Source organism: Pseudodesulfovibrio sp. 7M6 (assembly GCF_050058625.1).
Taxonomy (GTDB): Bacteria; Desulfobacterota; Desulfovibrionia; order Desulfovibrionales; family Desulfovibrionaceae; genus Pseudodesulfovibrio; species Pseudodesulfovibrio salinus.
The window spans coordinates 1,256,013-1,280,506 of the sequence record NZ_CP188816.1 but is presented as its reverse complement, the minus strand read 5'-3'; the positions used below and the strand labels follow the sequence as shown (position 1 = coordinate 1,280,506).

Below are 24,494 nucleotides of genomic sequence, written 5' to 3'. Positions count from 1 at the left end.
TCCTTAGATAGCGTCATAGGGAGGAGGCAACGGCGCCTCCTTTTGGGCTAACGATAGTAAAGGTTGCGCCCACCCATGGTCAAGAGGGCCTGGTGGAGATTCTTCTTCACCTCTCTCCGGTCCCATATTCCATGGATATGCCCCCGAGACAAGGCGTGGTAGGCGCGGTGATAATTGGGCGGCACGGGCAGCCCTGTCGTCTCGGAAATAACCCCTGGTCCGGCAAATCCGATGTTGGAGGAACGCATGGCGAACTGGTATGGCGAACACCCCAGGAAACTGGCGACCGGACCGGCGTAGGAGTTGGTATCGTAAAGGACCAGATATAATCCGCCGGCATCGATGTAACGCCTGACGGCGATAGTGCAGCGCGGCATCTGAATAACGCCGTTGACGCCCTCCTGAATGCGGATACCGGCCGTGCCGTGAACATAGGCAATAAGCGGCTGGCGCTTGCGCCCCGCGCGCTCGGCGGCACGAATGAACTTTTCTCCCTCTGCCGCCCCCACACTGCCCCCCCGAAACGGCGCACAGAACACAGCAACAACGGCCTCCACGTTCTCGATGGTCGTCCCGAAGGTAATGCAGGCGGATTTCAGGCCGGTAAGTTCCTTTGCCCGATCGAGCTTGAGGCCAAACTGTTCGTAGTTGAGCGGATTCACTGACTCCAAGTCCCGATTGAACTCCCTGGATTCCCGGTAGCCGAAGACATTCTCCAGATACCAGCGGTACTCCATGGGGAAATGATGGCCGCAGCTGGGGCAGACTCCGGCAAAGTCGCCGAACAGATCGGGCACCCACAGATCGGGACAATGATGCGTGCGCACATTGGGGCAGGAGATGGTTCTATCTTCCTGGCTGCGCGGGCTGATCCACGCCCACTGGCTTCCGGAGAGACAAGCGCCGTCTTCCGGGCAGGAAAGCCGGGTTAACTCATCGTGCGGGTCCGCCCCCTTGCGCCCATCAAGCCCGGAAACCGGCAGGACCTTGTCCATGGACCGCTTGAGTGGCAGAAGCAGCTTTCGACGGACAATATGCGCCTCGGCCCCCAGCTCCTCTATCATATTGTCCAGACGCCGCTTTTGCCGACCGAGCAAGTCATACCGCAAATAGGAATGGACGGCGTCCACGGTTCCCTTGGCCCCGACAACGGCCCGTTTGAGAATGCCGGTCCCGTCCAGCCGGGCATGGCGGCTCATGGCCCGATACTTCCGCTGGCGCAATTCGACCAGCCGGGTCAATGCGGACGGAGAAAGATTCCAGCGCATGAAGATGGACTCGGCCTCATCCGTCCGGCTGGCGCGCACGGCCATGGCCCGGAACAACTTCATGGATTTGACGTCGCTGACAGCCTCATTGGTGGCCTGGATCAGCTCCTGCCGCAACTCCCGAAAAAATTCGTAATGATGGGGACGGGCCCCCAGAGGCGGTTCGCGCAATATACGGTCGATGTATCCGTTCTCCAGATTGTCCTCGGCCGTGATATGCAACCGGCTCGCGCATTTCTCAATGAGTTCTGGTGTGGCCCGCTCGCCTCCCCGCAGCCCGCCCTCGATGGCCGCCGCGCCCTCGGGCGAAATGACCGAATAATATCCGTGGGAAAGCATGATGCGCCGGTCGCCCAGCCCGATGGCCTCTGCTCCGCCGGAACCACCCTCGGAGAAAACGGAAATAACGGGCACCCGCAGGTTGGCCATTTCATAGAGATTCCGGGCAATCTGCTGGGCAGCGCCCGGCCAGTCCTCCACGGGATAGGCTCCGGGGGTAAAGACAAAAGTATGGACCGGGATATTCTCGGTTTCGGCCACCTTCATGTAGTGCAACGCCTTTGCGTTGCCCCACGGCTTGGCCGATCCGCCATTGCGAAAGGCCTCGCCGTGTCCTTTTTCATGGCCGATGACCATGACCATCTGCCGAGTAGGCTTGTCCCCCACCTTTCTGGAAAAATAGGCTCGGGCGATGAGCACGGCCGGATCGATATTGAACTCGCCCCGGCCTCCCAGTTCGGTGTAGTTGTCGTAGACGTTTTCCAGAATATCCTTGAGACAGATTCGTTGCGGATGACGGACGATACGCACCCGATCCATGGGCGTCAGCTCAAGGTCCAGCTTTCTCTCGGAAAAGGAGAACAAATCGTCCAGGCGCGAGAGTTCTTCCGCCGAGACCGATCCGGGGGCCTTGGCCTCCCGCTCCAGAGCCTCGCCCAATCTGGCCTCCAGCAACCGGATGGAATCGTCCTCCCGAGTGCCGAAAATATCCCGGATGTAGGTCATCCGGTCCTTAAGGTCGAGGATGCGCCGTTCCAAATCCATACTATCAGAACTCCAGTATCCGGCCGGTCTGCTGCCGCAGATACTTCACGTTGCTGTTAAAAGCCTTGCTGCTGCCGCCGGATTCCCCTTCCAGCACCAATTCGTCCAGAAAACGCACGCCACGCTCTTTGGCCTGGGCCAAATCTTTCCCCCAAACCAGGGCCAGAGCCAGATTGGGGTCATATTCCATGGGGATTTCGTATGCCCGATCCTGCGGCACCTGCGTATGCACGGTCAGCCAGTCATGGGGCTGCCAGGAAAAACGATTGATGGTCCCGGTACATGGGGTAAAACGATTGTCCGTGTTCTCGGCCACGATGCGATACTCGATGCCCACACCGTCAAAGGAAATATCCTCCTGCGCGTAGCCCATCTTTCCCCCCAGCGCGAGGCGGATCTGCTCGGACACGATATCCACCGGGCCATCATGAACCCGCGAAATAATGGCCGACACTCCATTCTCCACCTGAATGCGGGTGTTAACTTCCATGAGAAACGGCTCGCCTCGCGGAGTGACGATCCACTCCCAAGTCCCTACATTATCATAGCCCGCCTCCTTGGCCATGGCCAGGGAGTGGCGGGTAATGGCATCAAGCACACCGTCGGCATCAAAGGTATAGTCTATGATATCCGGGGCAAAGCCGGGTGCCACCTCAAGCCGCTTCTGCTTGCCGGTGGACTGAATGGAGCAGTTGCGCGTGCCGAAATGAACCTGCTGCCCGCCGTTGCGCTCGGCCACCACCTGAACTTCCAGGTGATTGAAATCGAAAATACGCTGTTCGATGAGGACGCCTTCGTCTCCGAAATTCCGCTTGGCGTAGTTGCGAATACGGCGGAAGACCGAACGGAAGGCCCCGAAGCTGCCGACCTCCTCTATGCCCATGCCACCGCCTCCGGCCGAGGCCTTGACCATGACCACGCCGTCCACAATACCCTGGGCAGTCTGAAAGTCGAACAGGTTGGAAGCTATCTCCTCGGCTTCCAGTTCGCTGTATACCGGACGATCCGAACCAGGCACCGTGGGCACGCCCAGGCTGCGCGCGATGCGCTTGGTATTGATCTTGTCGCCCAGGTCTCGAATAACCCACCAGGAGGGACCGATGAATTCCATGGGCCGGTCTCTCCGGACCACCCGCCGGGCAAAGCGGAAATCCTCGGCAAAAAAACCATATCCCGGATGCACGGCCGTGGCCTCTGCCGCATCGGCCACGGCGAAAATTTCATTGGCATCAAGATAGGAAACAATCTTGTAGACGGACTGGTCGCCCCCAAGCTCCCGAGCAAGGCGAACATGGCCGGACTCGTGATCCGCCTCGGTATAGACCGCAACGAAATCCAGGTCGAGTTCGCGACATGCGCGCATGACCCGCATGGCGATCTCGCCACGGTTGGCTATGAGGACCTTGTGCCGGTCTTGAACCATGAGTTGCCTCGGTTATTCCTGCTCGCGCTGTTTCTTGCGCAGCTCAATGAGCCGCTTCTGCACTTCGAGGACGAGCTTGTCGAGCTTGGCCTGCTGCTGGCGTCCCAGATCGAGAAAATTGATGCCGACAATACCGTTGTCCAACACGCGCATGATCTGCGCCTTACACTCGGCGACAAACAGTTTCTTGTTGATGAGCAGGTCAACATCCAAGGCCTGGCCTTCCTTGAACGCCTTTCCCTGGTCCAGGATGGCGAACCCGGTAGCACTCAGGTCCTTGACCTCGAAACTCTTCTTCATCGCGGGGAACCGGACGGTCAGTCCGGGCACTCTGGTGCGGAAAGCCTTGCGCAGCTGGCCATCCCCGGACGGCATTGCAATGTTAAATCCCATACCTTTCCTCATCTTTAAGGTTACCCGGAAACAGATCGGGCTATTTGCCCATGATCCGCTTTTCCAGCACGAACTCCACCCTTCTGTTCTTGGCGCGGTACTCGTCGGTAGTATTCGGGTAAAGAGGATTGAGATAAGCGAGTCCCGTAGCCGTCAACCGCGTGGGCTCGATCTTCATTTTGAGCAGTTCCCGCAACACTGTAACGGCCCGGAGAGCGGATATCTCCCAATTGTCCTTGAACCGGGAACCGGGACTCAGCGGTACGTTATCAGTATAGCCGATGACTTTTATATTTTGATCCTTATGCTGAATAAAGAAATTCTTGAACGTGGTCAGCAGGGCAACTCCCTTTGGTGTCAGGGTAATCCTGCCAGACTCGAACATGACGTCGCCGGGAACCCTCAGGGTGATCACACCATCCTCGAAATTCGCTGAAACGAGTCCCTCGATGCCCTTCTTGGTTTGCAGAGTCTTGACCTCTGCAAACACCTTGCGCTGCGATTCGATTATCTGACGACGCATCAAGGCCTGATCGAGCAGGACCCCGGCCTCTTCGCGGGAAATGCGGTTCGTCGAAATCTTGTCCATCTTTCCCTGCAAGGCCTGGGTCACCGAGGAAAAGGTCTCGGAAAACTTGCTCGTATCCAACGTGGACATGGAATACAGCAAAATAAAGAACACCAACAGAAGCATGGAGAGATCGGCAAAGGTGGTCATCCACTCATTTTCCGAATCATCTTCGTCCTGATACGGGCTCAGAAGGTCAAGATCGTCGTCGCTCATCAGTTTGCCTCACGCTCGCTGGGGGCAAGGAAAGAAGAAAGCTTCTCGTACACCAGCCGGGGGTTGTTGTTCTCCAGTATGGACTTGGCACCCTCGAATATGACCTCCAGGTGCAACTGCTCCTGCAGGGTGCGCGCCTTCAGCTTGGCGGCTATGGGGATAAACAGCAGCGTGGACATGGCGCTGCCGTAAAAGGTGGTCAGAATGGCTACGGCCATGGCCGGGCCGATGGATTTGGGATCGTCCAGCTGCGAGAGCATTTGGACCAGGCCGATCAGGGTACCCATCATACCAAAAGAGGGAGCCAGGGCTGCCAATCGCTTGAACACATCCTGCCCCACCTGATGTCGGCGCCGCAGGGAATTGATCTCGATATGCAAGGTCGTGCGGATGATTTCCGGGTCCGCGTTGTCCGCTATGAGCTGGCAGGATTTCTTAAGGACCATGTTTTCGGTCTGGACGTTCTCCAGAGCGACCAACCCCTCCCGGCGGCTGATCTCCGCAACCTTGACCATGATGTTGACTACGTCGCGGACTTTGGTCTTGCGCTGGACGAACATCTTGAACGCAGCCGTAAAGGCCTGTATGACCTCTTCGAAGGGGAAAGCCACCAGGATGGAGGCCAGTGTCCCGCCAAAAACGATCATCATACCGGGAACATTGATGAAGACATCAACAGCGCCCCCGATGATGATGGCGCCCAGAATCAGCGACAGACCAACGGCAAGACCTAGTAGCGTAACAATATCCATAACAAACGCCTGTCCTTCGGTTCAATGCAATTCGTTCCGATTAGGTGACCCACGTCAGGCGCAGACCATACGGAGATCACCATGCAATACATGGATCAGATACAACATTCTGCCGCATATATACAGGAAAAGCTAGGCAAAATTCAAGACGGTACCGTGGGAATTATAACGGGTACAGGCTTGGGCGGACTGACCAATACAATGGAGGAAAAACGAGATCTGCCCTACGGCAATATTCCCGGTTTCCCCGAATCAACGGTGCAGAGTCATGCCGGGCTGCTGAGACTTGGCAACGTGGAGGGCACGCCGGTTCTGGCGCTGAACGGACGATTCCATCTTTATGAAGGCTTCAGTGCAAAGGAAGCGACTTACGGAATCCGAGTTCTAAGAGAGCTGGGAGTAAAGACATTGATCCTTACCAATGCGGCCGGGGCTCTCAATCCATCCTTCGAAGTAGGGACGCCAATGCTCATCGAGGACCACATCAACCTCACCGGGGAAACACCCCTGCGCGGCCCCAATGAGGACGAGTGGGGCGACCGTTTCCCGGACATGCGCGCGATCTACGATCCCGCCCTGCGCGACCTTGCCGTGCGTCAGGCCCTCGCCCTCGGCATCAGGCTGGAGCGGGGTGTCTACATGCAGGTCATGGGCCCCAATATGGAGACCCCGGCCGAAACCCGCATGTATCGGACAATGGGGGCCGACGCCATCGGCATGTCCACCTGCGTGGAGGCCATTGCGGCCCACCACATGGGCATCCGTCTGCTCGGCATTTCCTGCCTGACCAACAAGAATCTGCCGGACTGCATGGCCGAAGCATCGCTTTCCGATGTCATTGCCCGCGCCAACGCTTCCGCCAAGATAATGACCTCACTGCTCAGGTCCATTCTAAAGGAAATCGGACAACTAGCCGATAAGAATCGCAGATAGCCTTCTCTGCGGAGAGCATGCCCGGAACACAGGACCCCAACAGGGACAAAACCACATGACCAAGACGATCCGAATACTCGCCCTCCTCTCCTGCCTGGCCGTGCTTGCCGGATGCGGCAACAGAATGTGGCAGGACACCAAAAAAACTGCGGGGGACACGTTCAACTACGTCTTTGACACAACTCCCACCACGCGCACCTATACGGAAGAAGCATCGGTCCCCATCATCGAAATCAACCACGCCGCTGCCGATGTATTATTCAAAAACATCAGTTCGTCGGAGCTCTCCAAAAAATCGCCGATATATGTCCGGGCATTCACCGACAAAACAAATCCTGCGAATGCAGCACCTTTTGGCCAAGTAGTCATGGAACAAGTGGCCGACCGGATGGTCCAGCGCGGCGCACTCATAACGCAGGGCGAACCAGGACCGGACGCCTTCATTATCCCACGCGACGTGGACCCACAGAAGTATGACAACCCGCCTCAAGGCTCCATTGAAAACCTGCCGCCAAGGTCCGCCGTACTGAGCGGCTCCTATGTCATCGGAGACAGGTACATTTACATGACCGCAAGGATCATGCGCCTGGACGACCATGCCGTGGTTTCGGCCCACAACTGGGCCGTCCCCATTACCGACAATGTCCGGGAGCTGTTGCCCCAACTGAAACAGGATAGCGGCTTGGAACCGACGGTAAAGAGCAAATTCGACTAAATGAAAGGGGCACCCGGAGGTGCCCCTTTGTTTTTCTAATCTTCTCCCAAATCCTCTTCCACGCGCCAGACCTCGCTGATTTCATCGCCCCAGTCCTTCTTGGCCAACCGATGCCCCAGATTGAACGCCTTGACATTCACAGCACGAATCTTGGCAGGCAGCACGATTTCAAGCGTCTTGCGCATGATGTTCTGCTGCACGAACGGCAACAGATAGGAGAGCGCGCCAAGGACCACGGTGTTCATGGCCTGGGGCACACCGACCTTCTCCCTGGCAAGTGCGGTAAATGGCAGCCCGAGAAAACGATTGGTCGGTGGCTGTCCCACAAGGTCCGTCTCAAGGACCAAAGCTCCGCCCGGTTTGAGATACGGATAATAGGCGTTGCACGCCTCCTGGGACAAGGCCACCAGCAGGTCCAGACTCTCGGCCTTGGGGTAGCTGATGCGCCCGGTGCTGATGACCAGATCACACTTGCTCGACCCACCCCGCGCTTCCGGTCCGTAACTCTGCGTCTGGGTGACATTGTAGCCATGGCCCAGCGCCAGCCCCTGGCCCATCATCTTGCCGAGGGTGATGATCCCCTGACCTCCAAGCCCGGAGAAGCGAATTTCGAATCGTTCCAGTTCCTGCGGCTTCATTTTCTGCCCCCTTTGGCACCCTTGCCCCGCAGGACTTCCTTCATGGCCCAATAGCGTTCCTCATACCCGGCCTGATCCCGGCGGATGAACACGCCGATGGGCAACCGCCCTTCCCGCTTGTCCTCGTCCAGTTCCTCATACCGCTCCACGTCGACAGCGGATTTCTTGAGCCACTGATACATATCCACGGGCGTCTTGAACTTGTTCTTCCGGCCATACTGGGTATGGCACGGCGTGACGGCCTCGACCAAGTTGAAACCGGGACGATCCAAAGCTTCGGTCATGATCTTTTCCAGCTTGTTGACGTGGAATACCGTGCCGCGCGCCACATAGTTCGCCCCGGCTCCCCGCGCCAGTTCAACGGTATCAAAGGACGTATCCAACTGGCCGTAGGGACTGGTCATTGTCGTCGAACCCTGCGGCGTTGCCGGGGAACTCTGCCCCCCTGTCATGCCATAGATGGAGTTGTTCAACACCAACGCTGTGACGCCGATGTTGCGCCGGGCCGCATGAATCAGGTGATTGCCGCCGATGGACAGGGCATCGCCGTCCCCCATGAGCGCAATGACCTTGAGCTTCGGGTTGGCCATCTTGATGCCGGTGGCAAACGTCAGTGCCCGGCCATGGGTGGTATGCACGGTGTTGAAGTCCACATACACGGCCAGGCGGCCGGAACAGCCGATCCCCGCCACAATCACGATGTCGTCCTTGGGGATGGACAGGGCGTGGATGGAGCGGATCAAGGTGCCGAGCACAATGCCATGGCCGCAGCCGGGACAGAGCACATGCGGAAATTTCTTGTTGTGCCGCAAATACTGATGGATGATTTCGTTGCCTGCGAATCCGTTCATTGCACTACCCCTGCATGATGACCTTGAGAATTTCCGAGGGGGTGACGATCTGGCCATCCACCCGATTGATGGTCCTGACGGACGCCCGGCCCATATTCACGCGCTTCACTTCGCGAGACATCTGCCCCATATTCATCTCCGGCACCACCAGGGTACGGGCGTGTGCCAGGGCCTTTTCGGTATGCCTGCGCGGATATGGGAAAAGGGTCTTGAGCTTAAGCAGCCCGGCACGAACACCGTTCTCCCGCGCCTGCTGCACGGCCAATTCGGCGGAACGGGCCACGCTGCCGTAGGCGATGACCACGATATCCGCATCATTGGTCTCCATCTCCTCCACCAACTGGATGTCGTAGAAGAACTGATCGATCTTGCGATGGATGCGGTCCTGCAACTCCACGACCTCCTCTGGCCGCTGTGTCGGGAAACCGTTTCGGTCATGGGTCAGCCCGGTGACGTGGAATCGATAGCCGCCACCAAGGGGCGGCATGGGCGGCACGCCACGCACCGTCTCCTCATAGGGCTTGTACCACTCGGGCGGCATGGAGGGCACGGCACGGGAAAAAACCTCGTACTCGCCCTCGTTGGGAATCTCGATCTTCTCACGCGTGTGCGCCGTCACCTCGTCGAGCAGCAGAATGACCGGCGTGCGATATTTTTCCGCCATGTTGAAGGCGGTGACCGTCATATCGAGACATTCCTGCACGTCCGAAGCGGAAAGGACAATGATGGGATGATCCCCGTGGGTGCCCCACCGGGCCTGCTGCACATCCGACTGGGCAGGACTGGTCGGCAGCCCGGTGGACGGTCCGCCGCGCATGACATTGACCAGTACCAACGGAGCTTCCGCCATGACGGCGTAGCCCAAATTCTCCTGCATCAGGGAAAAACCGGGACCGGAAGTGGCGGTCATGACCTTGCGACCAGCCAGTGAAGCGCCGACAATGGCACCCATGCTGGCAATTTCATCTTCCATCTGCATGAACACGCCGTTCTCTGTCACGGGCAGGCGCGTGGCCATTATCTCCATGATCTCGGATGAGGGAGTGATGGGATAGCCGCCATAAAAAGAACACCCGGCGAGCAATGCACCTTCAACAACGGCCTCGTTGCCAAGCGCGAAAATTTCCTTGCGTTTCTTTCGTCTGGGCATGAACTACGCTCCCTCCGCCTTGTTGCCGGACTTGCTCGGCGCCTGCCCGCCCGTTTTTTCTGCGGGTTGAACCTTGTCGCGAACCACAATGGCGAAATCAGGACAGTGCAACTCGCAAAATCCGCAATGAATACATTCCTGTTCCCTGACGACAGTGGCTTTGCCCAACTCACTGATCTCAAAAACCTTGTTTGGGCAGAATTCCACGCAGATGCCGCACCCCTTGCACCAATCGGGATAGACGGTAACCGTGCTTTTCCCTTTGTTCTTATGAGCCATAACCCCTTCCAGCTCTGACGGATTGGTGACCACCGCCATGAAGGCCCGACCTTCACGCCGTTTGTGGCCGTCTTGACCAAAAACACTTGTCTTTTCCACTAACAGCTTATCTCGCCGTGTCCAAGGATTTTGGGATTTTCCCTAGTTCGCATCGCAAAATGAGAATGAAAAAACAAAAAACGCGCAACCTCCGGTACGGAAATCGCGCGTTTTTGAAATGGAAAAAATGAAAATCAGGCCGCAATAATTGCCAATGCATTGACCACGCAAGCAGCCAAAGCGCTTCCCCCCTTGCGCCCTTCGATGGTAATGTAAGGAATATCCCGGCTCATCAACAGTGCCTTGGACTCCGCCGCATTGACAAATCCGACAGGCATTCCGACAACAAGTGAAGGGGATATCGTCCCTGAATCAAAGTGTTCCACAAGCCGGATCAGGGCTGTAGGCGCATTGCCGATGACGAATATATCCGGTTTCAGTTCGCTTACCGACACATCCACTGCCGCCTTTGCCCGAGTGATTTTTTCCGTTCTCGCCCGCTCCATCACGGCGGGGTCGTTCATCAGGCAGTGCACGGAACAGCCGAGCGGGGTCAATCGGCGCAGCGGCATTCCACACCGGGCCATCTCCGTATCCGAGACGATCTTCGCCCCATTTCGGAGTGCAGCCAGCCCGGATTCCACAGCCTTCGAGTGAAACCGGACCAAATTCAGCAAATCGAAATCCGCCGTGGTATGGATCATGCGCCGGACAATCTGCCACTCATACCCCGCATAGGGCCGAGGCTCAGGCACTTCCGAATCAATGATACGCAGGGATTCCGTCTCTATATCCTGAGGCGCTGCAAACTGTTGCAGACGAACATCTGTCATGTATTCCTCCTGTGGTGAGGGAAGTATAGCGATAATGCCGGGAAATGAACAGAAAGGGCTAAATCGCCAGCCTGCTGCCAGAGAGACGTCCTCTCGCCGCAGATGTTGGGGCTCTCTTAAGGGAGGGGCTGAAAACGTATCGGATTTGCGAGAAGCTAGCCGCGGACAATGGCAATGGACGCTGAAGCGCCGATACGATTGGCTCCCGCCTCTATCATGGCCAGGGCCTGCTCGCGGGTGTGAATCCCCCCACTCGCCTTGACGCCGATGTCCGGACCGACGGCCCGGCGCATGAGGCGCACGACATCTTCCGTAGCGCCCCCCGGCCCGAAACCGGTACTGGTCTTGACGAAGCTGGCTCCGGCGGCGACGCATATACGGCAGGCCCGGACGATCTCCTCGCCGGACAGAAGTGCGGTTTCCAGAATGACCTTAACCGGATTACCACCAGCCGCGCGAACCACCCCCGCCACATCCGCGTGGACAAGGTCGTCATCTCCATCCTTGAATGCACCGATATTGAGCACCATATCCAGTTCACGCGCACCCAGCGCGGTCACGGCGGCAGCCTCCGCGGCCTTGGTCTCTGGCAAGCTTGCGCCAAGGGGAAAGCCCACCACGCAAACCGGAACAACTCCTGTTCCCTCAAGAATGCAGGCGACCCGAGCAATGGCCGAGGGGTTCACGCACACACCGTAAAAACCGTAATCTCCGGCCTGGGAACACAACTCCTCAAGCTCCCGACGCGTGGCGTCCGGCTTGAGCAGCGTATGGTCAATGCAGGCGGCGAGTCGACTGTCTGCCATTTACCGGTCCCTGGCCTGATATCGCGAAAGCTGCGCCTCAAGGCGACGGCTGTAGGATGTTAGCACATAACAGATCAGGAAATAGAGACCGGCGATGGTGATCCAGATCTCAAAGGAGGCCACCGTCTCACGGTTGTCCACCTGTACGCCGGTACGGGTCAGCTCGATGACGCCCAGAATGGAGGCCAACGAAGTATCCTTGGTCAACGATACGAACTGGTTGACGAAGGAGGGGATCATGTTGCGCAGGGCCTGCGGCAAAATGATGTAACGCATGGCCTGGGCATGGGAAAGACCGGACCCGCGAGAGGCTTCCATCTGTCCCTTGGGCAGCGCGATGACACCTGCGCGGACGATCTCCGCCACATATGCCCCAGTAAAAACGATGAAGCAGACGATGGTCGTGGCAAAGGCAGGCAGACTCTGACCGGTAATGACCGGAGCCAGATAGTAGAACCAGAAGATAAGCAACAGAAGCGGCATTCCGCGCATCATCTCGACATAGATAACTGCGGGCCACTTGATATATTTGCGGCGGGAAAGACGCATGAGGCCGGCCAGGAGGCCAAGCCAGAACGCGCCGAAAATGCCGATAAAGGCCAGGATTATGGCCGCGAAGAAGCCTTCGGGCCGGTGAATGAACGGAAACACCCCGTCGATGGAGGTGTTGCCCCATAAAAAATAGGTAAAGTTGTCAGCTACTATATTCCAATGCATCGCTCGCCCCCTAGTACCTTACCTGAACCATGAAGTGTTTATTGTACATGGTGATGCAGAAGGAGACGCACAAGGAGATGATCAGGTAAATCCCCAACGCCACGGAGAAGGCCTCGAAGGGAATGGCGTGATAAGACTCGATCTGGGTCGCCTGATACATGATTTCGCCCACACCGATAACCATGCAGAGGGACGAGTTCTTGATCAGGTTCAATGCCTGGGAAATAAGCGGCGGGATAACGATGCGCAGGGCCTGCGGCAAAATCACATAGCGGTAGCCCTGCAGAAAGGACAAACCAACGGCGCGCGAAGCCTCAAGCTGATTCTTCGGAATGGAAAAAATACCGGCGCGCAGTTCCTCGGCGATAAAGGCCGAAGTGTACACGGTCAGAGCTATGATGCCGGTGATCAGCTCGACGTTGAAGAGCATCCACTCCCCGACGAACTTGTGCCCGAACAGGGTAAATGGACCGGGGAACCAGTAGTACAGGTCGTTGAGCCAGTTGTTGATGGCATCCGGAATGACATAGTAGGATGCATTGTACCAAAAGAATATCTGCACCAGCAGCGGGGTATTACGAAAAAATTCTGTGAAGGCGAGACTGAACCACTGCAAGGGCTTGAACGGCGTCATACGCATCACGCAGATGATGATGCCGAGCACCATGGCGCAGATCAGGGCGATGGTGGATATCTGCATGGTGGTGACGAAACCGTCCCACATCCACCGCGCAGGTTCTCCCGAGAACATCTCGGCCCATTGAAATTTATACTGCAAAACTCTATCCGTGGGTTGTAATCAACGAAACAAACCCGGGAGCGCCAAACAGCGCTCCCGGGGGATCATACAGCAAAAGAACAGCCTACATGGGCCACAGTTCGATCTGCCAACCGGCGGGCAGGTCGTAACCCATCCACTTCTTGAACAGCTGCTTGTAGGTGCCGTCGAGCCACATCTCGTTCAGGCACTTGTTGACGAAATCACGGAATTCGGAATCGTTCTGGGGCACACCCAGACCGTAAGGCTCGGAGGAGAAGAATTCGCCAACGATTTCCCACTGGTCGGGATTGTCGTCGCCAGCCTTGAGACCGGCCAAAATACCGGAGTCCGTGGTCACGGCCTTTACCTTGCCCTGCTTGAGCGCCATGAAGGCCTGCGGGTACTCGTCATAGGAAATGACCTGAGCGGCAGGCTGGGCGGCCTTGATGTTCTTCTCGGAAGTGGAACCCTTGACGGTGCCGACCTTCTTGTTGGCCAGATCATCGGTGGACAGGATGCCGGAGCCCTTCTTCACGAGGAGCTTCTGGCCATCCATGAAGTAGGTAATGGAAAAGTCGATCTGCTCGTCACGGGAGAACTTGTGGGTCATGGTGGCGGCCAGAATGTCCACGGAACCCTGAGCCAGCATCGGGATGCGGTTCTTGGAGGTGACGACCTTGAACTCGGGCTTCACACCCAGCTTGTTCGCAATGTACTTGCAGACATCGACGTCGAAACCAACCAGTTCCTTGGTGTTGGGGTCAATGAAGCCGAACAGGTTGACAGAGTCTTTAACACCACAAACCAACACACCGGCCTTTTTCACATCCTCAATCTTGCCCGCATTGGCGACAGACGCCGCGAACACGAAGGACAGTACCAAGGCGAGAACTACTACCAAACGTTTCATGTTTCCTCCTCTCTAGGGATCGTTTACAACCAGAATTAAAGGATTTCCCTGAGGAAATCCCGTGCACGCTCACTTTGCGGATTTTTGAAAAATTCATCGGGCGGAGCCTGTTCGACAACCACGCCGCCATCCATGAACAGGACGCGGTCCGCCACTTCGCGGGCAAAGCCCATTTCGTGGGTCACGCAGAGCATGGTCATGCCCTCGCGCGCCAGGTCCTTCATGACGTTCAGAACCTCGTTGATCATCTCGGGGTCCAGCGCGGAGGTCGGCTCGTCAAAAAGCATTACCTTCGGCTTCATGGCCAGGGATCGGGCAATGGCCACGCGCTGCTGCTGTCCGCCCGAAAGCTCGGCGGGATACTTATGCGCCTGATCGTGGATACCGACCCGCTCCAGCAGGTGCAGAGCGATCTCCTCGGCTTCGTCTCTGGCCATTTTCTTGACCTTGAGAGGAGCAAGGGTGACGTTTTTGAGCACGGAAAGATGGGGATACAGGTTGAACTGCTGGAAAACGATGCCGATTTCCGCCCGAAGACTGTTGATGTTAACGTCCTTGTCCAGGATATCCTTGCCATCAAAAAGGATCTGTCCCTTCTGATATTCTTCCAGGCGGTTGATGCATCGGATAAAGGTACTCTTTCCCGATCCGGACGGGCCACAAATGACCAGCACCTCGCCCGCGTTGACGGACTCGGTGATGCCCTGCAGGACGTGAAAGTCACCATACCACTTATGCAGCTTGTTCACCTCAATCATTGCCATATAACAAACTCTCCAAACGATTTATTGAGCATAAAAATTGAGCAAAAAAATGAAGCCCGCCCACGTGAACGGAAGCTCCCGGCCACTGGTTCAGGCATCGTAATTGCTCTTTTAATGTTATTTAAAGCGGGGGAAAAGTCAAGATAAGGGCACGGAAACGCGATTCATTCCACTCCGGGCAATCGGCTGCAATTGCGCAACAAGTCATTAACGGAAGCAAATATGACGCTATTCACTCCCTTTGAGACCTGCAAGCGGCCTTGTCCCACAGGAACCATCTTTCAAATTTATCCCGCAATAAACGTTTCCACACTTTCCAATTTGCAGCAATCAGACCCTCTTTTCATCCGACCAGAGGAATGGACGACCTAGACAGATGAACAAACCCATGTCCCAAGACCGACGGCCCCCTCCCCTTGCGGACTCGGATGCACCGGACATCGGCCCGATTGGCTGCGGCTGAAATATCCACCTCGACATACGTAGAATTCACACCGTCAACCCACGCACCGGTGTTGACGTAAATAGCATTGCAGGGACGATCCGGATCCTGATTTCCCGACCTATGGGGGTAGCCGAAAAATTCGGCACGATGCGTGTGACCACAAACGGCGATCCTGACCTTTTCCGACTTGAGCCAAAGGTCATGCATACTCTCCCGCAAACCAGTGACATCGCCAAGTGCGGCCCTGGCGGCATTCACCGGATAGTCTCTATGCCCCCACTGTGTCAGCCAGTCCATAAATCTGTCGGCCACGGACTGTACCGTATAGCTATTGGGATAGTCGCTGTTCATGATGAAAGGCGAACCGTTTGGCAACTTGGCATCGGCAGCCTCGGCAAGAAGAGCCTTGCCGACACAGGTGTCCTTATTGGGCGGCGAATCGCAAAATTTGGAAAATATTTTAAGGTAGTCCGCACTCTTGTCATTAACAGCGCGATTATAGGCATCTATACGGGCCAGGTAGTAACCCACGGGATAACGGTACTCGCCGTCCTCCACATAAGGAGCATTGGCCAGGCAGTAGGCACAACCGTGCTCGGCACGAAGCAAGCCATCGATCACATGCGCCCCGGTCCCCGGCCCAGCGGTATCCTGCTCGCAGATAAACTCCGGCACCCATGCGTGAAGGATATCCTCGGAAAGAAACATGTCATGGTTACCCCGCACATAGCGCAACTCAACACCTTTTGCGGCCAAAGCACTAAATCCCTGTCGGATGGGTTGATTCTGCTCAGCCTCGGCAATGCTACGAAGCAACGCATCCGGAGAAGGGTTTCCCTCTACCGGATGCATGTGAGACGGTGCAACCCAATCATCAAACAGGTCGCCGAGTACGACAACGGTCCGCAACCGGGAATCTTCCGCCAGCCCTGTGAGAAAGGAACCGAGCTGTGCAGCCCGCTCTTCTCCGAGCCATCCCCAGGCGTGCCACGGGGACTCCGGAAACAAGGCCTGATGAGAACCCATGTGAATATCGCTGATAAAAACTATCTTTCCATCTTCGATCATGGCTTATCCCCCCATGTCAGCGTTATAACCAGTGCCCACAACCATTAGCATAGAAGTCCATGTATCGACAAATAGTACTGGCGTAAATTTTCGTTCCCCAATGCGGGATCAGGAAATAAAAAAGGGCCCACTCTTTCGAGCGGGCCCTTGGCTTTGTAATGAGGCAACCAGTCCTATTCGCCGGACTGATAGTTCAACTTGGTCTCCATCGGGAACACAGGCAGGTAGCGGTAGCTGAGGCTCAACACCAGGAACCCATAAGCCACGATCATGATCGAGGAGGCGTACTCAACCCAGTTGGGGTAGTAAACATGCCACTTGTCAAACGGCATTGCCGGGAAGGCGATGGTCTGAACCGTGAAGATGTAGCGGTTCAGAGACACGCCGATGCAATCCAGCAACGCGGCGATGTAGAGCAGCGCCGGACGATTGCGGATGGACGGAGTGACCAGCATGATGGCAGGCACCACACCGCAGATGACAATCTCGGTCCAGAGCAACCATTTGCCGTAGGCAACACCATAGAACATCTGATCGAAGGTCAGGCCCACGGAAGGCAGATAGCCGGTAGCCCAGGCCCAGGTGTCCAGGATCTTGAAGAACATGTACACGCAGAGCATGGTACCCGCGATCTTGCCCATCAGGGCCTTGGTCTTGTAGTCGACCAGTTTCTTACCCGTCAGCTTCTCCATAAAGGTGGCGACCAGCACAGTGAAGACCGGGCCGGAGCCAACTGCGGAGAGAACGAAGAGGAAGAACGTCCAGGGCCAGATGAAGAAGCCCTCGCGGAAAGCGAACGGACGGCCGATCAGCACACCGTACATACCACCAAGGGACCCCTGGTGGAACGTGGACAGGAACGCGCCCAGACCGGCAAACAACGCCATGTTGACGTGCATGTTGTGCGCCAGAGCGTGGATGAACGGAATCTTGTTCAACTGCTTCTGCTCCAGGACCAGCGGGACGAACTCGATGATCAGGACGGTGCAGTAGCAGGTGATGCAAAAGATAACTTCAGTCAGCATGGAATGGACGTTCGGATGCCAGTAGCCGAACCATGCGCGGCCCGGCTGGCCGATATCGAGCGTCAGCACCAGCATGGCACCGGAGTAGCAGATGAAACCGACGATAACCGTCAGGTTAATGATTTTCTCAAGCTGTTTGATCTTGAGGATGTACTTGAGCAGACCGGTGAAGAATGCGCCGGCGCCCAAGGCGATAACCGCAAGGTCAAAAGTAATCCAGGCACCAAACCCGAAGTAGTTGTCCAGGCCGGTGGTGCCGATGCCGTTATAGATAACGAGCACGGCGGAATAGAGACCCCAAGTGAAGAAGCCGAGAATGACGACCATCCAGATGAGGAACTTGCCCAATCCGCAACGCTGCGTCCCTTCCGGGAAGAGTTTGCTATCCATTCGTCAGTCTCCCTTAGTGATGAGCGCCGCCATCGGCGTTGTAGTTATCGCCCTGCTTACGAACCCATTCGCGCTCACTCATGTAGTAGACCTGAGGATGCAGGCCAAGCTTCTCAAGGAGGCGGAAGGCGTGCTTGCTCCGGGAGAGCTCGTACACCTTGTGCTCAGGGTTGTTCAGGTCGCCGAAGTGGATAGCCTTGGTCGGGCATATCTCCGTACAGGCGGTAACATAGGCGCCATCCGGCAGGTTCATCGGATCCTCGCCGTTCTGGCGGGCCTTGTCCTTGGCGTCCAGGTAGCGGGAATGACAGAAGTTACACTTCTCGACAACACCGCGGGGACGGACAGACACGGACGGAGACAAGCCCTTGTCCATGCCTTCGGGCCAAAGCGGATCCCACCAGTTAAAGTACCGTGCATGGTAAGGACACGCCGCCATGCAGTACCGGCAACCGATGCACCGGGGGTAGATCTGCGAGACAATGCCGCCCTCTTCGTTCTTGTCCGTGGCCACAACCGGGCACACGGGCACGCAGGCGGGGTTGCCGCACTGCATGCAGGGACGGGGCAGATACGCAGTCTCATGCTCCGGGAACGACTTGCCGTTGGACAGCTCGTAAACGTTCATCCAGGTCAGAGTCCTGAGCTTGTTCGACGGATCGTCACGATCCTTGGTCAGGGCCTGGACATAGTTATAGGGGTCCTTTTTGGTCATGGGAGCGATATTGTTCTCGACCTGGCAGCCCACCATACAGGCGCCACAGCCGGTGCATTTGTCAATATCAATGACCATGCCCCATCTGATCTTGAATTCTTTAACGTGCATGGTTCCCCCTAGATTTTGGCAACGTTCACGGTGGAACCTGCCCATGTGGAAGTGCCTGTAGCGGCCTCCGAGCTCACCGTGAGAATCTTGTAAACGTTATCACCGATGCCCTTCGAGAATTCATCTCCGGCGGTGTGGCCCAACCCCAGAGGAGCGGCCATGACGCCGTCCATGACGCCTTCAAAGAGCTGTACCAGGGCCTGGCATTCGCCGCTACCGCCCGAAAGCTTGACTGTCGATCCGACAGTCACTCCGAGCTTCCTGGCAGTGTTTCCGTTTACCATCACGACCATCTTGGTGCCGACAAGCTGGTTGTTGCTGATGGTGCAGGGAGCGTTCGGCGTGGTCGCCCGGTTGGCGGTGCCAACGTTGAACAACGTGTAGGGAGCCAGAGCAACGGCACCGGTACCCTTGACCGGAGCTGCAGCCTTGCCCAGCACATTGGCAGCCAGGGAAACGCCGCTGGCGGACGCATCGTCGTCCAGGACATAGGCATTGCCTTCGGCCAGGGCATCACCATCCGCGCCAATGGCGGAGACTTTGGCATCGATCACATCCTGGAAGGACTCATAGCCGAGATCGGCCAGACCAAGCAGGAAGTCGCCCGCGTTCATGACGTCGAGGTTGGTTTTGCACACCGGCTTGCCCATCACATAGGTGGCCTGCGGCAACCCATAGGGGCTGGCCAGATCATCCACCCGCTCGTAGCTGTGCGGCGTGGGCAGCACCAGATCGGCAGCGGCGGTGGTCTCGGTGTTCACATTGTCGAAGGCCACGGTGAATCCTGCCTTGACCTGATCGGACAGGGCATAGGCGGGATTGGCTTCGTAAACAAACAGCAGGTCGGCATTGACGCCCTGCAGGATATCGTTCTTCATCATCTCCGCGCGGGTCATGGCGGAGTCTATGGCCTTGGCGAAGTCGGGCAGGACTTTCATCCCGCCGCCCAGAAGCAGGTTCAGGGCAAACACAACAGCGTGGGTGCCGACGGAACCGCCGGGCACTACAACCGGATTGCTCGCTGCCAGCAACTGCTTGGCAACCGCCGCCATGGTATCAGCCTTGACACCGGTAGCGGCCTCGACCTTGGCCGGAGTGTATCCGTTCATGACCATCGCCTTGAACTGGGCAAAGTCGGGAGCGGACACGGATTTGCCTGCCTGCAGGACATAATAGCAAAGGCCCAGGGTGAAGGCGGCCATGCCTTCGGCCGGGACAGGAACCCACTTGCTGGTCACGGAAGCCGTCTTGGTCTGGAGGGGACCGGCAAAGATGAACTTGCCGCCCTCGTTTTCCGCAAAGGCTTTGAGGTTGGCAACGGTCGGTCCCCAGGACTCCAGGGCATCGGCACCGGCCAACAGAACCGCGTCGGCCCCTTTCAGATCATAACCGATCTGACCGGAACCGCCCATCAGGCCGTTCCAGGCCTTGCTGGCAGCCTGCATGTCGCACGGCATGGAGTAGAAGGAATCGCTCCCCTTGGAAGCAATCAAGGCCGAAAGGACCTCGTTTACAGTGCCGGTCTGATCACCGGAAATCACTGCAACCTTGGATCCGGCAGCCTCCAGCTTCTCGGAGACGATTTCCTTGGCTTTTTCCCAGGTGATGGGCTCGCCCTTCAACATGGGAGACTTGATCCGGTTGGGACTGTTCTTCACCTGGACGCCATTGGCGCACAGGGGGCAGATGCCGCCACCGGAAATCGGGTTTTCTTCATTGCCCATGGTCCCAAAGGCTTCACCGGCAACAGTCCGTACCTTAACGGCACAACCGGATTCACACATTTTGGATACAGTGGGCACGGCCGAGGTCGCGCCGTATTTCAGGCGGGGGATCCAGGGCCAGTTCTGCGTCCAGATGGACACATCATCAAGGGACTTCCAGACTGCCGGGGTAAAAAGGATACCGACAGTGGCGCCCACAGCCATTTGAATGAAAGCTCTGCGTGCTACGCTCATTATCAGTTCCCCTTTACTTATGGCAGGTGTAGCAGGCGTTGGACTGGCCCTTGAGGGCGTGGCACCGTTCGCACTTCCACATCTTCATGGTCATCTTGCTGTAGCCGGAGAGGACATTCCTCTGCAGTGCAGGCGGAGTGTCATTCTTGTCGATGTCCTTGAGGTGGCACAGGTTGCAGTTGTGCTCGCCCGGCTCATCAAAGACGGCGGGGTCAACCACGTCGGACAGATCCTTCTTCATCGCAGCCAGTTCGGCAATATCCAGACCCTCGTGAGCCTTGTGCGAGAAGTAGACGTTGTCCGGCTGGTACTGATAATTCAACCACGGCACTTCCTTGCCCTGAATGAGGTACTTGACCACGTACTCACGTTCGGCCTTACGGTCCTTATCCTCACTCGAAGCCAGCCCATCTTCAATGACGTCAAGGTTCGCAGCCATGATGGCATCCGTGTCCTTCAGGTCGATGCCGGCATCGGCGATAGCTTCCTTCGCCTCTTCCGGATCAACCGCATGACATTCGGCGCACACTTCATTGGTCGGGAAGCCGGCGTAGGAACCGTCATCCCTGAAAAAGTGACACGATTCACAATCCATCCCCTGTCCATCCACATGGATGGCGTGGCTGAATCGCACCGGCTGGTCTACTTTTTCAAAGTAGAGACCGGGGATCACAGCCCATCCCAAAATGCAGGTGGCCAGGAAGCCGATGACGAAGGGAAACGCCCCTCCACACCGTTTCGATGCTTTTCTTTCCTCCATAACCTCGCCCCATCACTCTAAAGTTTATGTGAAAATCACACCAATTGAACTACGTTCCCATACGGTACGGATAGTTTTCGTGTCAAGAGAATATGAAAATTTTCACGATCTCTCTAAGCAAACAAAAACTTTCAAAAACAATATGTTATAATAAAAAAAAGCTCTTTTCCCGTTATTTCTTCACTCGTCCGTATACATCTTCGAAACGGACAATATCATCTTCTTCCAGGTACGGTCCGCTCTGTATTTCAATGATATTGAGAGGGACTTTCCCCGGATTGCCCAGCCGATGCTGCGATGCCTTGGGAATGTCCACGGACTGGTTCTCCACCAGAATCTGAGGCTTGTTGTCCACCTCCACCTCCGCGGCACCATCCACAACCACCCAGTGCTCGCTGCGATGATGATGCATCTGCGAGCTCAAACGCGCGCCGGGATTTACCTGAATCCGCTTGATTTTGTAATGCGGCCCTTCTTCCAGCACGCAATAGCTTCCCCAGGGGCGAACCACCGTGGGGTGACTCTCCACCAGCTTGCTCCCCTGCGCACGCAGGATATCCACCACATCCTTGACCGCCTGCACCTTGGGCATGGGACAGGTCAATGTGGCGTCACGCGTCTGAACCATGATCATGTTTTCCATGCCCACGGCAGCCAGTTTTCCCCCTTCGCTGATAAGCAGGGAATTCTTGCAGTCCACGGCCAGGACATCGCCTTGTATGACGTTGCCGTCTTGATCCTTGGCTCCCAGCCGATACATGGCCTCCCAGCTTCCAAGGTCGTCCCACGTAAATCCGGCTTTGACCACGGTGATATTGTCGATTTTCTCCACTACACCGTAGTCGACTGAAATATTGGGGATATCACTGTACCCCCGAATAAGGGGCACTTCATCCCGATTCATCCACCAGTCCCACAATTCGGACTGGTGTTTGGCCACCTGACGCAGAAAATCCTTTGCCCGGAACATGAACATGCCGCTGTTCCACAGATGACTTCCGTTCTTGAAAAACGCCTTGGCCGTCAGAATGTCCGGTTTTTCAACAAACCCGTCCACCTCATAGACCCTGTCATCCAGCTCTTCCCCCAGGGCGATGTAGCCATAACCGGTTTCCGGCTTGGTCGGCTCCACGCCAAAGGTGACAAACCGCTCATTCACGGCCTGATGGGAGGCCCGCACCAAGTCATCCACCCAAGACTCGGTACCGCCAACCAGATGATCCGATGGGAAAACAGCGGCCAACGCCTTCTCGCTGGATCTCACCACCTGCTCCAGACCGAGCATAATGGCGGGCAAGGTGTTGCGCCCCAACGGCTCCACCAGTACCTGAGCCTCCAAGGCGGGATGCACGGCCTTGACCTGGCTTCGCACTTCGAAGACATGATCCTCGTTGGTCACAATCCAGACTTTCTGAGGCTCAAAGGCATTCAGGATTCTGGTCACGGTCTGCTGGAGCAGGGTAATCTCTCCGCCCAAGACCAACAGTTGCTTGGGCAAAAGATTGCGACTCAAGGGCCATAGACGTGTGCCGGAACCACCGGCAAGAACAATGGCGTGGCATTCCTCGGGAAAATCCGCCAGAGGCCGTTTATCACTCGACATCGTTATTCCTCATATGCAAAGGGAGAATCAAAATCTGCCAACCTGACAAGACGACGATCCTTTTCGGACAGAATGGGCGTAATATCATGCAATGCAGGTTCCCAGTCCATACCGATATCAGGATCATTCCAGAGAATGCCCCCCTCATGGTCAGGAGAATACGGGGCATCCACCTTATACTGGAATTCCGTATCCGGCATAATGGTCACATAGGCGTGCCCAAAGCCTTTCGGAATGAACATGCGCTTGAAATTTGCGGAACTCAGAATGACATGCTGCCACTTGCCATAGCAGGGAGAGCCCCGCCGCAAGTCCACAACCACATCAAGAACAGCACCTCGCGTAACCCACACCAGCTTGGCCTGAGCCATAGGAGGAGTCTGGAAGTGAAATCCGCGCAACACCCCCACCTCTCGCGAATAGGCATGGTTGTCCTGCACGAATTCACAGTCGACACCAAGTCGGGCAAAGGCCTCACGATTATAGCTTTCCAGGAAGAATCCCCGTTCGTCCTGAAACACCTTTGGTTCCAGTACCAGCAAGCCGGGAACCCCGGTCTCATAGACCTGCATTCTTTTCTCCTCACATCTCGCACAGCTTTCGTCCGGCAACAGCACCGATGACTGGTCGTACCATGTAGCCGAGTTCAGGTACAGATACAACCCCGTATGCGTTCTGAGCCCGGAGCGAATAAAATAGCATTTGCACGGTTCACATTTGGATGGCAGTTTGCTAGTCCAATCCGAAGGCGCTTAACATTCATAGACAACGCAGGACCGTTTCATGAATACCCTGGATATCATCATTCTCTGCATACTCGTCATTTTCCTCATCCGTGGACTATTCCGCGGACTGATCCAGGAAGTTCTTTCCCTGGCAGCCGTCGTTCTGGCTGTCTATCTGGCTTCTGGCTACCAGCATCTGCTCGTCCCCTACATCGAGCCCTACATCACTACCGAGATGATCGTTAACGGACTGGCCTACGCAGTCATCTTCATCGGGACGCTGATCATCTTCTGGCTGCTGACCAAGCTCATCCGATCCATGCTTGAAATATCCATGCTCGGCTGGATAGACCGAACTGCCGGTGGTATCTTCGGCCTGCTGGAAGGGGCGCTTATCGGCCTGATTCTGCTTATGTTCATTCAGTCTTTCGCACCGGACTCCAACTGGCTCAAGGGGTCCTACATAGCCCCGCGCGCCGGGCATCTCGTCGAACTGGTCGGCGATCTTGCTCCGGAGTCCGTCCGCAAACGGCTGAACCTGCCCTCGACAAAAAACGGTGTGGATCAAGCTCGCGATGCCTTGGGATGGGATGACGAAACCCCCAAGGACTAATCTCCGCCCGATCCCGCAATCT

At 56.5% G+C, this 24,494-nt stretch carries 25 protein-coding genes; 3 read left to right on the top strand and 22 right to left on the bottom strand.

Annotated features, from left to right (window positions below; genetic code table 11):
• Positions 1–47: 47 nt before the first annotated feature.
• Genes ACI0FG_RS06095 through ACI0FG_RS06075 form a run of 5 tightly spaced genes read right to left on the bottom strand, consistent with a single transcriptional unit; the run spans position 48 to position 5,664 of the window.
• Entirely contained in the window at positions 48–2,312 is a 2,265-nt protein-coding gene (locus ACI0FG_RS06095; RefSeq protein WP_419787662.1) for an acetyl-CoA carboxylase carboxyl transferase subunit alpha/beta, read from the bottom strand.
• Positions 2,313–2,316: 4 nt separating this feature from the next.
• Positions 2,317–3,735, bottom strand: a complete 1,419-nt coding sequence (locus ACI0FG_RS06090) for a biotin carboxylase N-terminal domain-containing protein (RefSeq protein WP_419787661.1) — start codon at positions 3,733–3,735, stop codon at positions 2,317–2,319.
• A gap of 12 nt (positions 3,736–3,747) precedes the next feature.
• Positions 3,748–4,128: a PilZ domain-containing protein gene (locus ACI0FG_RS06085; RefSeq protein ID WP_419787660.1), complete on the bottom strand. Its 381-nt coding sequence runs from the start codon at positions 4,126–4,128 to the stop codon at positions 3,748–3,750.
• A 40-nt stretch (positions 4,129–4,168) separates the two neighbouring features.
• Positions 4,169–4,912: an OmpA/MotB family protein gene (locus ACI0FG_RS06080; protein WP_419787659.1), complete on the bottom strand. Its 744-nt coding sequence runs from the start codon at positions 4,910–4,912 to the stop codon at positions 4,169–4,171.
• Positions 4,912–5,664, bottom strand: coding sequence for a motility protein A (locus tag ACI0FG_RS06075; RefSeq protein WP_419787658.1), 753 nt, complete (start codon positions 5,662–5,664; stop codon positions 4,912–4,914). Before ACI0FG_RS06075 ends, ACI0FG_RS06080 begins: the two co-directional genes overlap by 1 nt.
• Before the next feature lie 81 nt (positions 5,665–5,745).
• On the opposite strand from ACI0FG_RS06075, the gene ACI0FG_RS06070 reads away from it, so the two are divergent.
• Positions 5,746–6,597, top strand: coding sequence for a purine-nucleoside phosphorylase (locus ACI0FG_RS06070; RefSeq protein WP_419787657.1), 852 nt, complete (start codon positions 5,746–5,748; stop codon positions 6,595–6,597).
• 55 nt (positions 6,598–6,652) lie between these two features.
• The gene (locus ACI0FG_RS06065) at positions 6,653–7,312 is read left to right on the top strand and encodes a FlgO family outer membrane protein (RefSeq protein WP_419787656.1); all 660 of its coding nucleotides are present in this window, start codon (positions 6,653–6,655) and stop codon (positions 7,310–7,312) included.
• A 35-nt stretch (positions 7,313–7,347) separates the two neighbouring features.
• On the opposite strand, the gene ACI0FG_RS06060 is transcribed toward ACI0FG_RS06065, so the two are convergent.
• From ACI0FG_RS06060 to rfbC, 17 genes are all read right to left on the bottom strand, one after another.
• Positions 7,348–7,950 (bottom strand): 2-oxoacid:acceptor oxidoreductase family protein, encoded by a 603-nt coding sequence (locus ACI0FG_RS06060; protein ID WP_419787655.1) that lies wholly within the window; start codon positions 7,948–7,950, stop codon positions 7,348–7,350.
• Complete coding sequence (locus ACI0FG_RS06055) at positions 7,947–8,801, bottom strand: 2-oxoacid:ferredoxin oxidoreductase subunit beta (protein WP_419787654.1); 855 nt, start codon at positions 8,799–8,801, stop codon at positions 7,947–7,949. The genes ACI0FG_RS06060 and ACI0FG_RS06055 overlap by 4 nt, the downstream gene beginning before the upstream one ends.
• A gap of 4 nt (positions 8,802–8,805) precedes the next feature.
• The gene (locus tag ACI0FG_RS06050) at positions 8,806–9,951 is read right to left on the bottom strand and encodes a 2-oxoacid:acceptor oxidoreductase subunit alpha (protein ID WP_419787653.1); all 1,146 of its coding nucleotides are present in this window, start codon (positions 9,949–9,951) and stop codon (positions 8,806–8,808) included.
• Between the two features lie 3 nt (positions 9,952–9,954).
• On the bottom strand, positions 9,955–10,230 hold the full coding sequence (locus ACI0FG_RS06045; protein ID WP_419787652.1) for a 4Fe-4S dicluster domain-containing protein: 276 nt from the start codon (positions 10,228–10,230) through the stop codon (positions 9,955–9,957).
• Positions 10,231–10,463: 233 nt separating this feature from the next.
• Positions 10,464–11,102, bottom strand: coding sequence for a precorrin-8X methylmutase (locus ACI0FG_RS06040; protein WP_419787651.1), 639 nt, complete (start codon positions 11,100–11,102; stop codon positions 10,464–10,466).
• Positions 11,103–11,257: 155 nt separating this feature from the next.
• Positions 11,258–11,908 carry a deoxyribose-phosphate aldolase gene (deoC, locus tag ACI0FG_RS06035; RefSeq protein ID WP_419787650.1) on the bottom strand — a complete coding sequence of 217 codons (651 nt, stop codon included), beginning with the start codon at positions 11,906–11,908 and terminating at the stop codon, positions 11,258–11,260.
• The gene (locus ACI0FG_RS06030; protein ID WP_419787649.1) at positions 11,909–12,625 is read right to left on the bottom strand and encodes an amino acid ABC transporter permease; all 717 of its coding nucleotides are present in this window, start codon (positions 12,623–12,625) and stop codon (positions 11,909–11,911) included.
• Positions 12,626–12,635: 10 nt separating this feature from the next.
• Positions 12,636–13,403: an amino acid ABC transporter permease gene (locus tag ACI0FG_RS06025; RefSeq protein ID WP_419787648.1), complete on the bottom strand. Its 768-nt coding sequence runs from the start codon at positions 13,401–13,403 to the stop codon at positions 12,636–12,638.
• A gap of 85 nt (positions 13,404–13,488) precedes the next feature.
• Positions 13,489–14,295: an ABC transporter substrate-binding protein gene (locus tag ACI0FG_RS06020; protein ID WP_419787647.1), complete on the bottom strand. Its 807-nt coding sequence runs from the start codon at positions 14,293–14,295 to the stop codon at positions 13,489–13,491.
• Between the two features lie 35 nt (positions 14,296–14,330).
• A complete protein-coding gene (locus ACI0FG_RS06015; protein ID WP_419787646.1) occupies positions 14,331–15,059 on the bottom strand; it encodes an amino acid ABC transporter ATP-binding protein in 729 nt (242 codons plus the stop codon).
• A gap of 343 nt (positions 15,060–15,402) precedes the next feature.
• On the bottom strand, positions 15,403–16,572 hold the full coding sequence (locus tag ACI0FG_RS06010; protein WP_419787645.1) for a metallophosphoesterase: 1,170 nt from the start codon (positions 16,570–16,572) through the stop codon (positions 15,403–15,405).
• A gap of 173 nt (positions 16,573–16,745) precedes the next feature.
• Positions 16,746–17,987: a menaquinone reductase integral membrane subunit QrcD gene (gene qrcD / locus ACI0FG_RS06005; RefSeq protein ID WP_419787644.1), complete on the bottom strand. Its 1,242-nt coding sequence runs from the start codon at positions 17,985–17,987 to the stop codon at positions 16,746–16,748.
• A 13-nt stretch (positions 17,988–18,000) separates the two neighbouring features.
• On the bottom strand, positions 18,001–18,813 hold the full coding sequence (gene qrcC, locus ACI0FG_RS06000) for a menaquinone reductase iron-sulfur cluster-binding subunit QrcC (protein ID WP_419787643.1): 813 nt from the start codon (positions 18,811–18,813) through the stop codon (positions 18,001–18,003).
• Positions 18,814–18,821: 8 nt separating this feature from the next.
• Positions 18,822–20,771, bottom strand: coding sequence for a menaquinone reductase molybdopterin-binding-like subunit QrcB (qrcB, locus tag ACI0FG_RS05995; RefSeq protein ID WP_419787642.1), 1,950 nt, complete (start codon positions 20,769–20,771; stop codon positions 18,822–18,824).
• 13 nt (positions 20,772–20,784) lie between these two features.
• The gene (locus tag ACI0FG_RS05990) at positions 20,785–21,531 is read right to left on the bottom strand and encodes a cytochrome c3 family protein (RefSeq protein WP_419787641.1); all 747 of its coding nucleotides are present in this window, start codon (positions 21,529–21,531) and stop codon (positions 20,785–20,787) included.
• Positions 21,532–21,703: 172 nt separating this feature from the next.
• Positions 21,704–23,134: a mannose-1-phosphate guanylyltransferase/mannose-6-phosphate isomerase gene (locus tag ACI0FG_RS05985; RefSeq protein ID WP_419787640.1), complete on the bottom strand. Its 1,431-nt coding sequence runs from the start codon at positions 23,132–23,134 to the stop codon at positions 21,704–21,706.
• Between the two features lie 2 nt (positions 23,135–23,136).
• On the bottom strand, positions 23,137–23,706 hold the full coding sequence (rfbC, locus tag ACI0FG_RS05980; RefSeq protein WP_419787639.1) for a dTDP-4-dehydrorhamnose 3,5-epimerase: 570 nt from the start codon (positions 23,704–23,706) through the stop codon (positions 23,137–23,139).
• 211 nt (positions 23,707–23,917) lie between these two features.
• On the opposite strand from rfbC, the gene ACI0FG_RS05975 reads away from it, so the two are divergent.
• Positions 23,918–24,472 carry a CvpA family protein gene (locus ACI0FG_RS05975; RefSeq protein WP_419787638.1) on the top strand — a complete coding sequence of 185 codons (555 nt, stop codon included), beginning with the start codon at positions 23,918–23,920 and terminating at the stop codon, positions 24,470–24,472.
• The last annotated feature ends 22 nt before the right edge of the window (positions 24,473–24,494 follow it).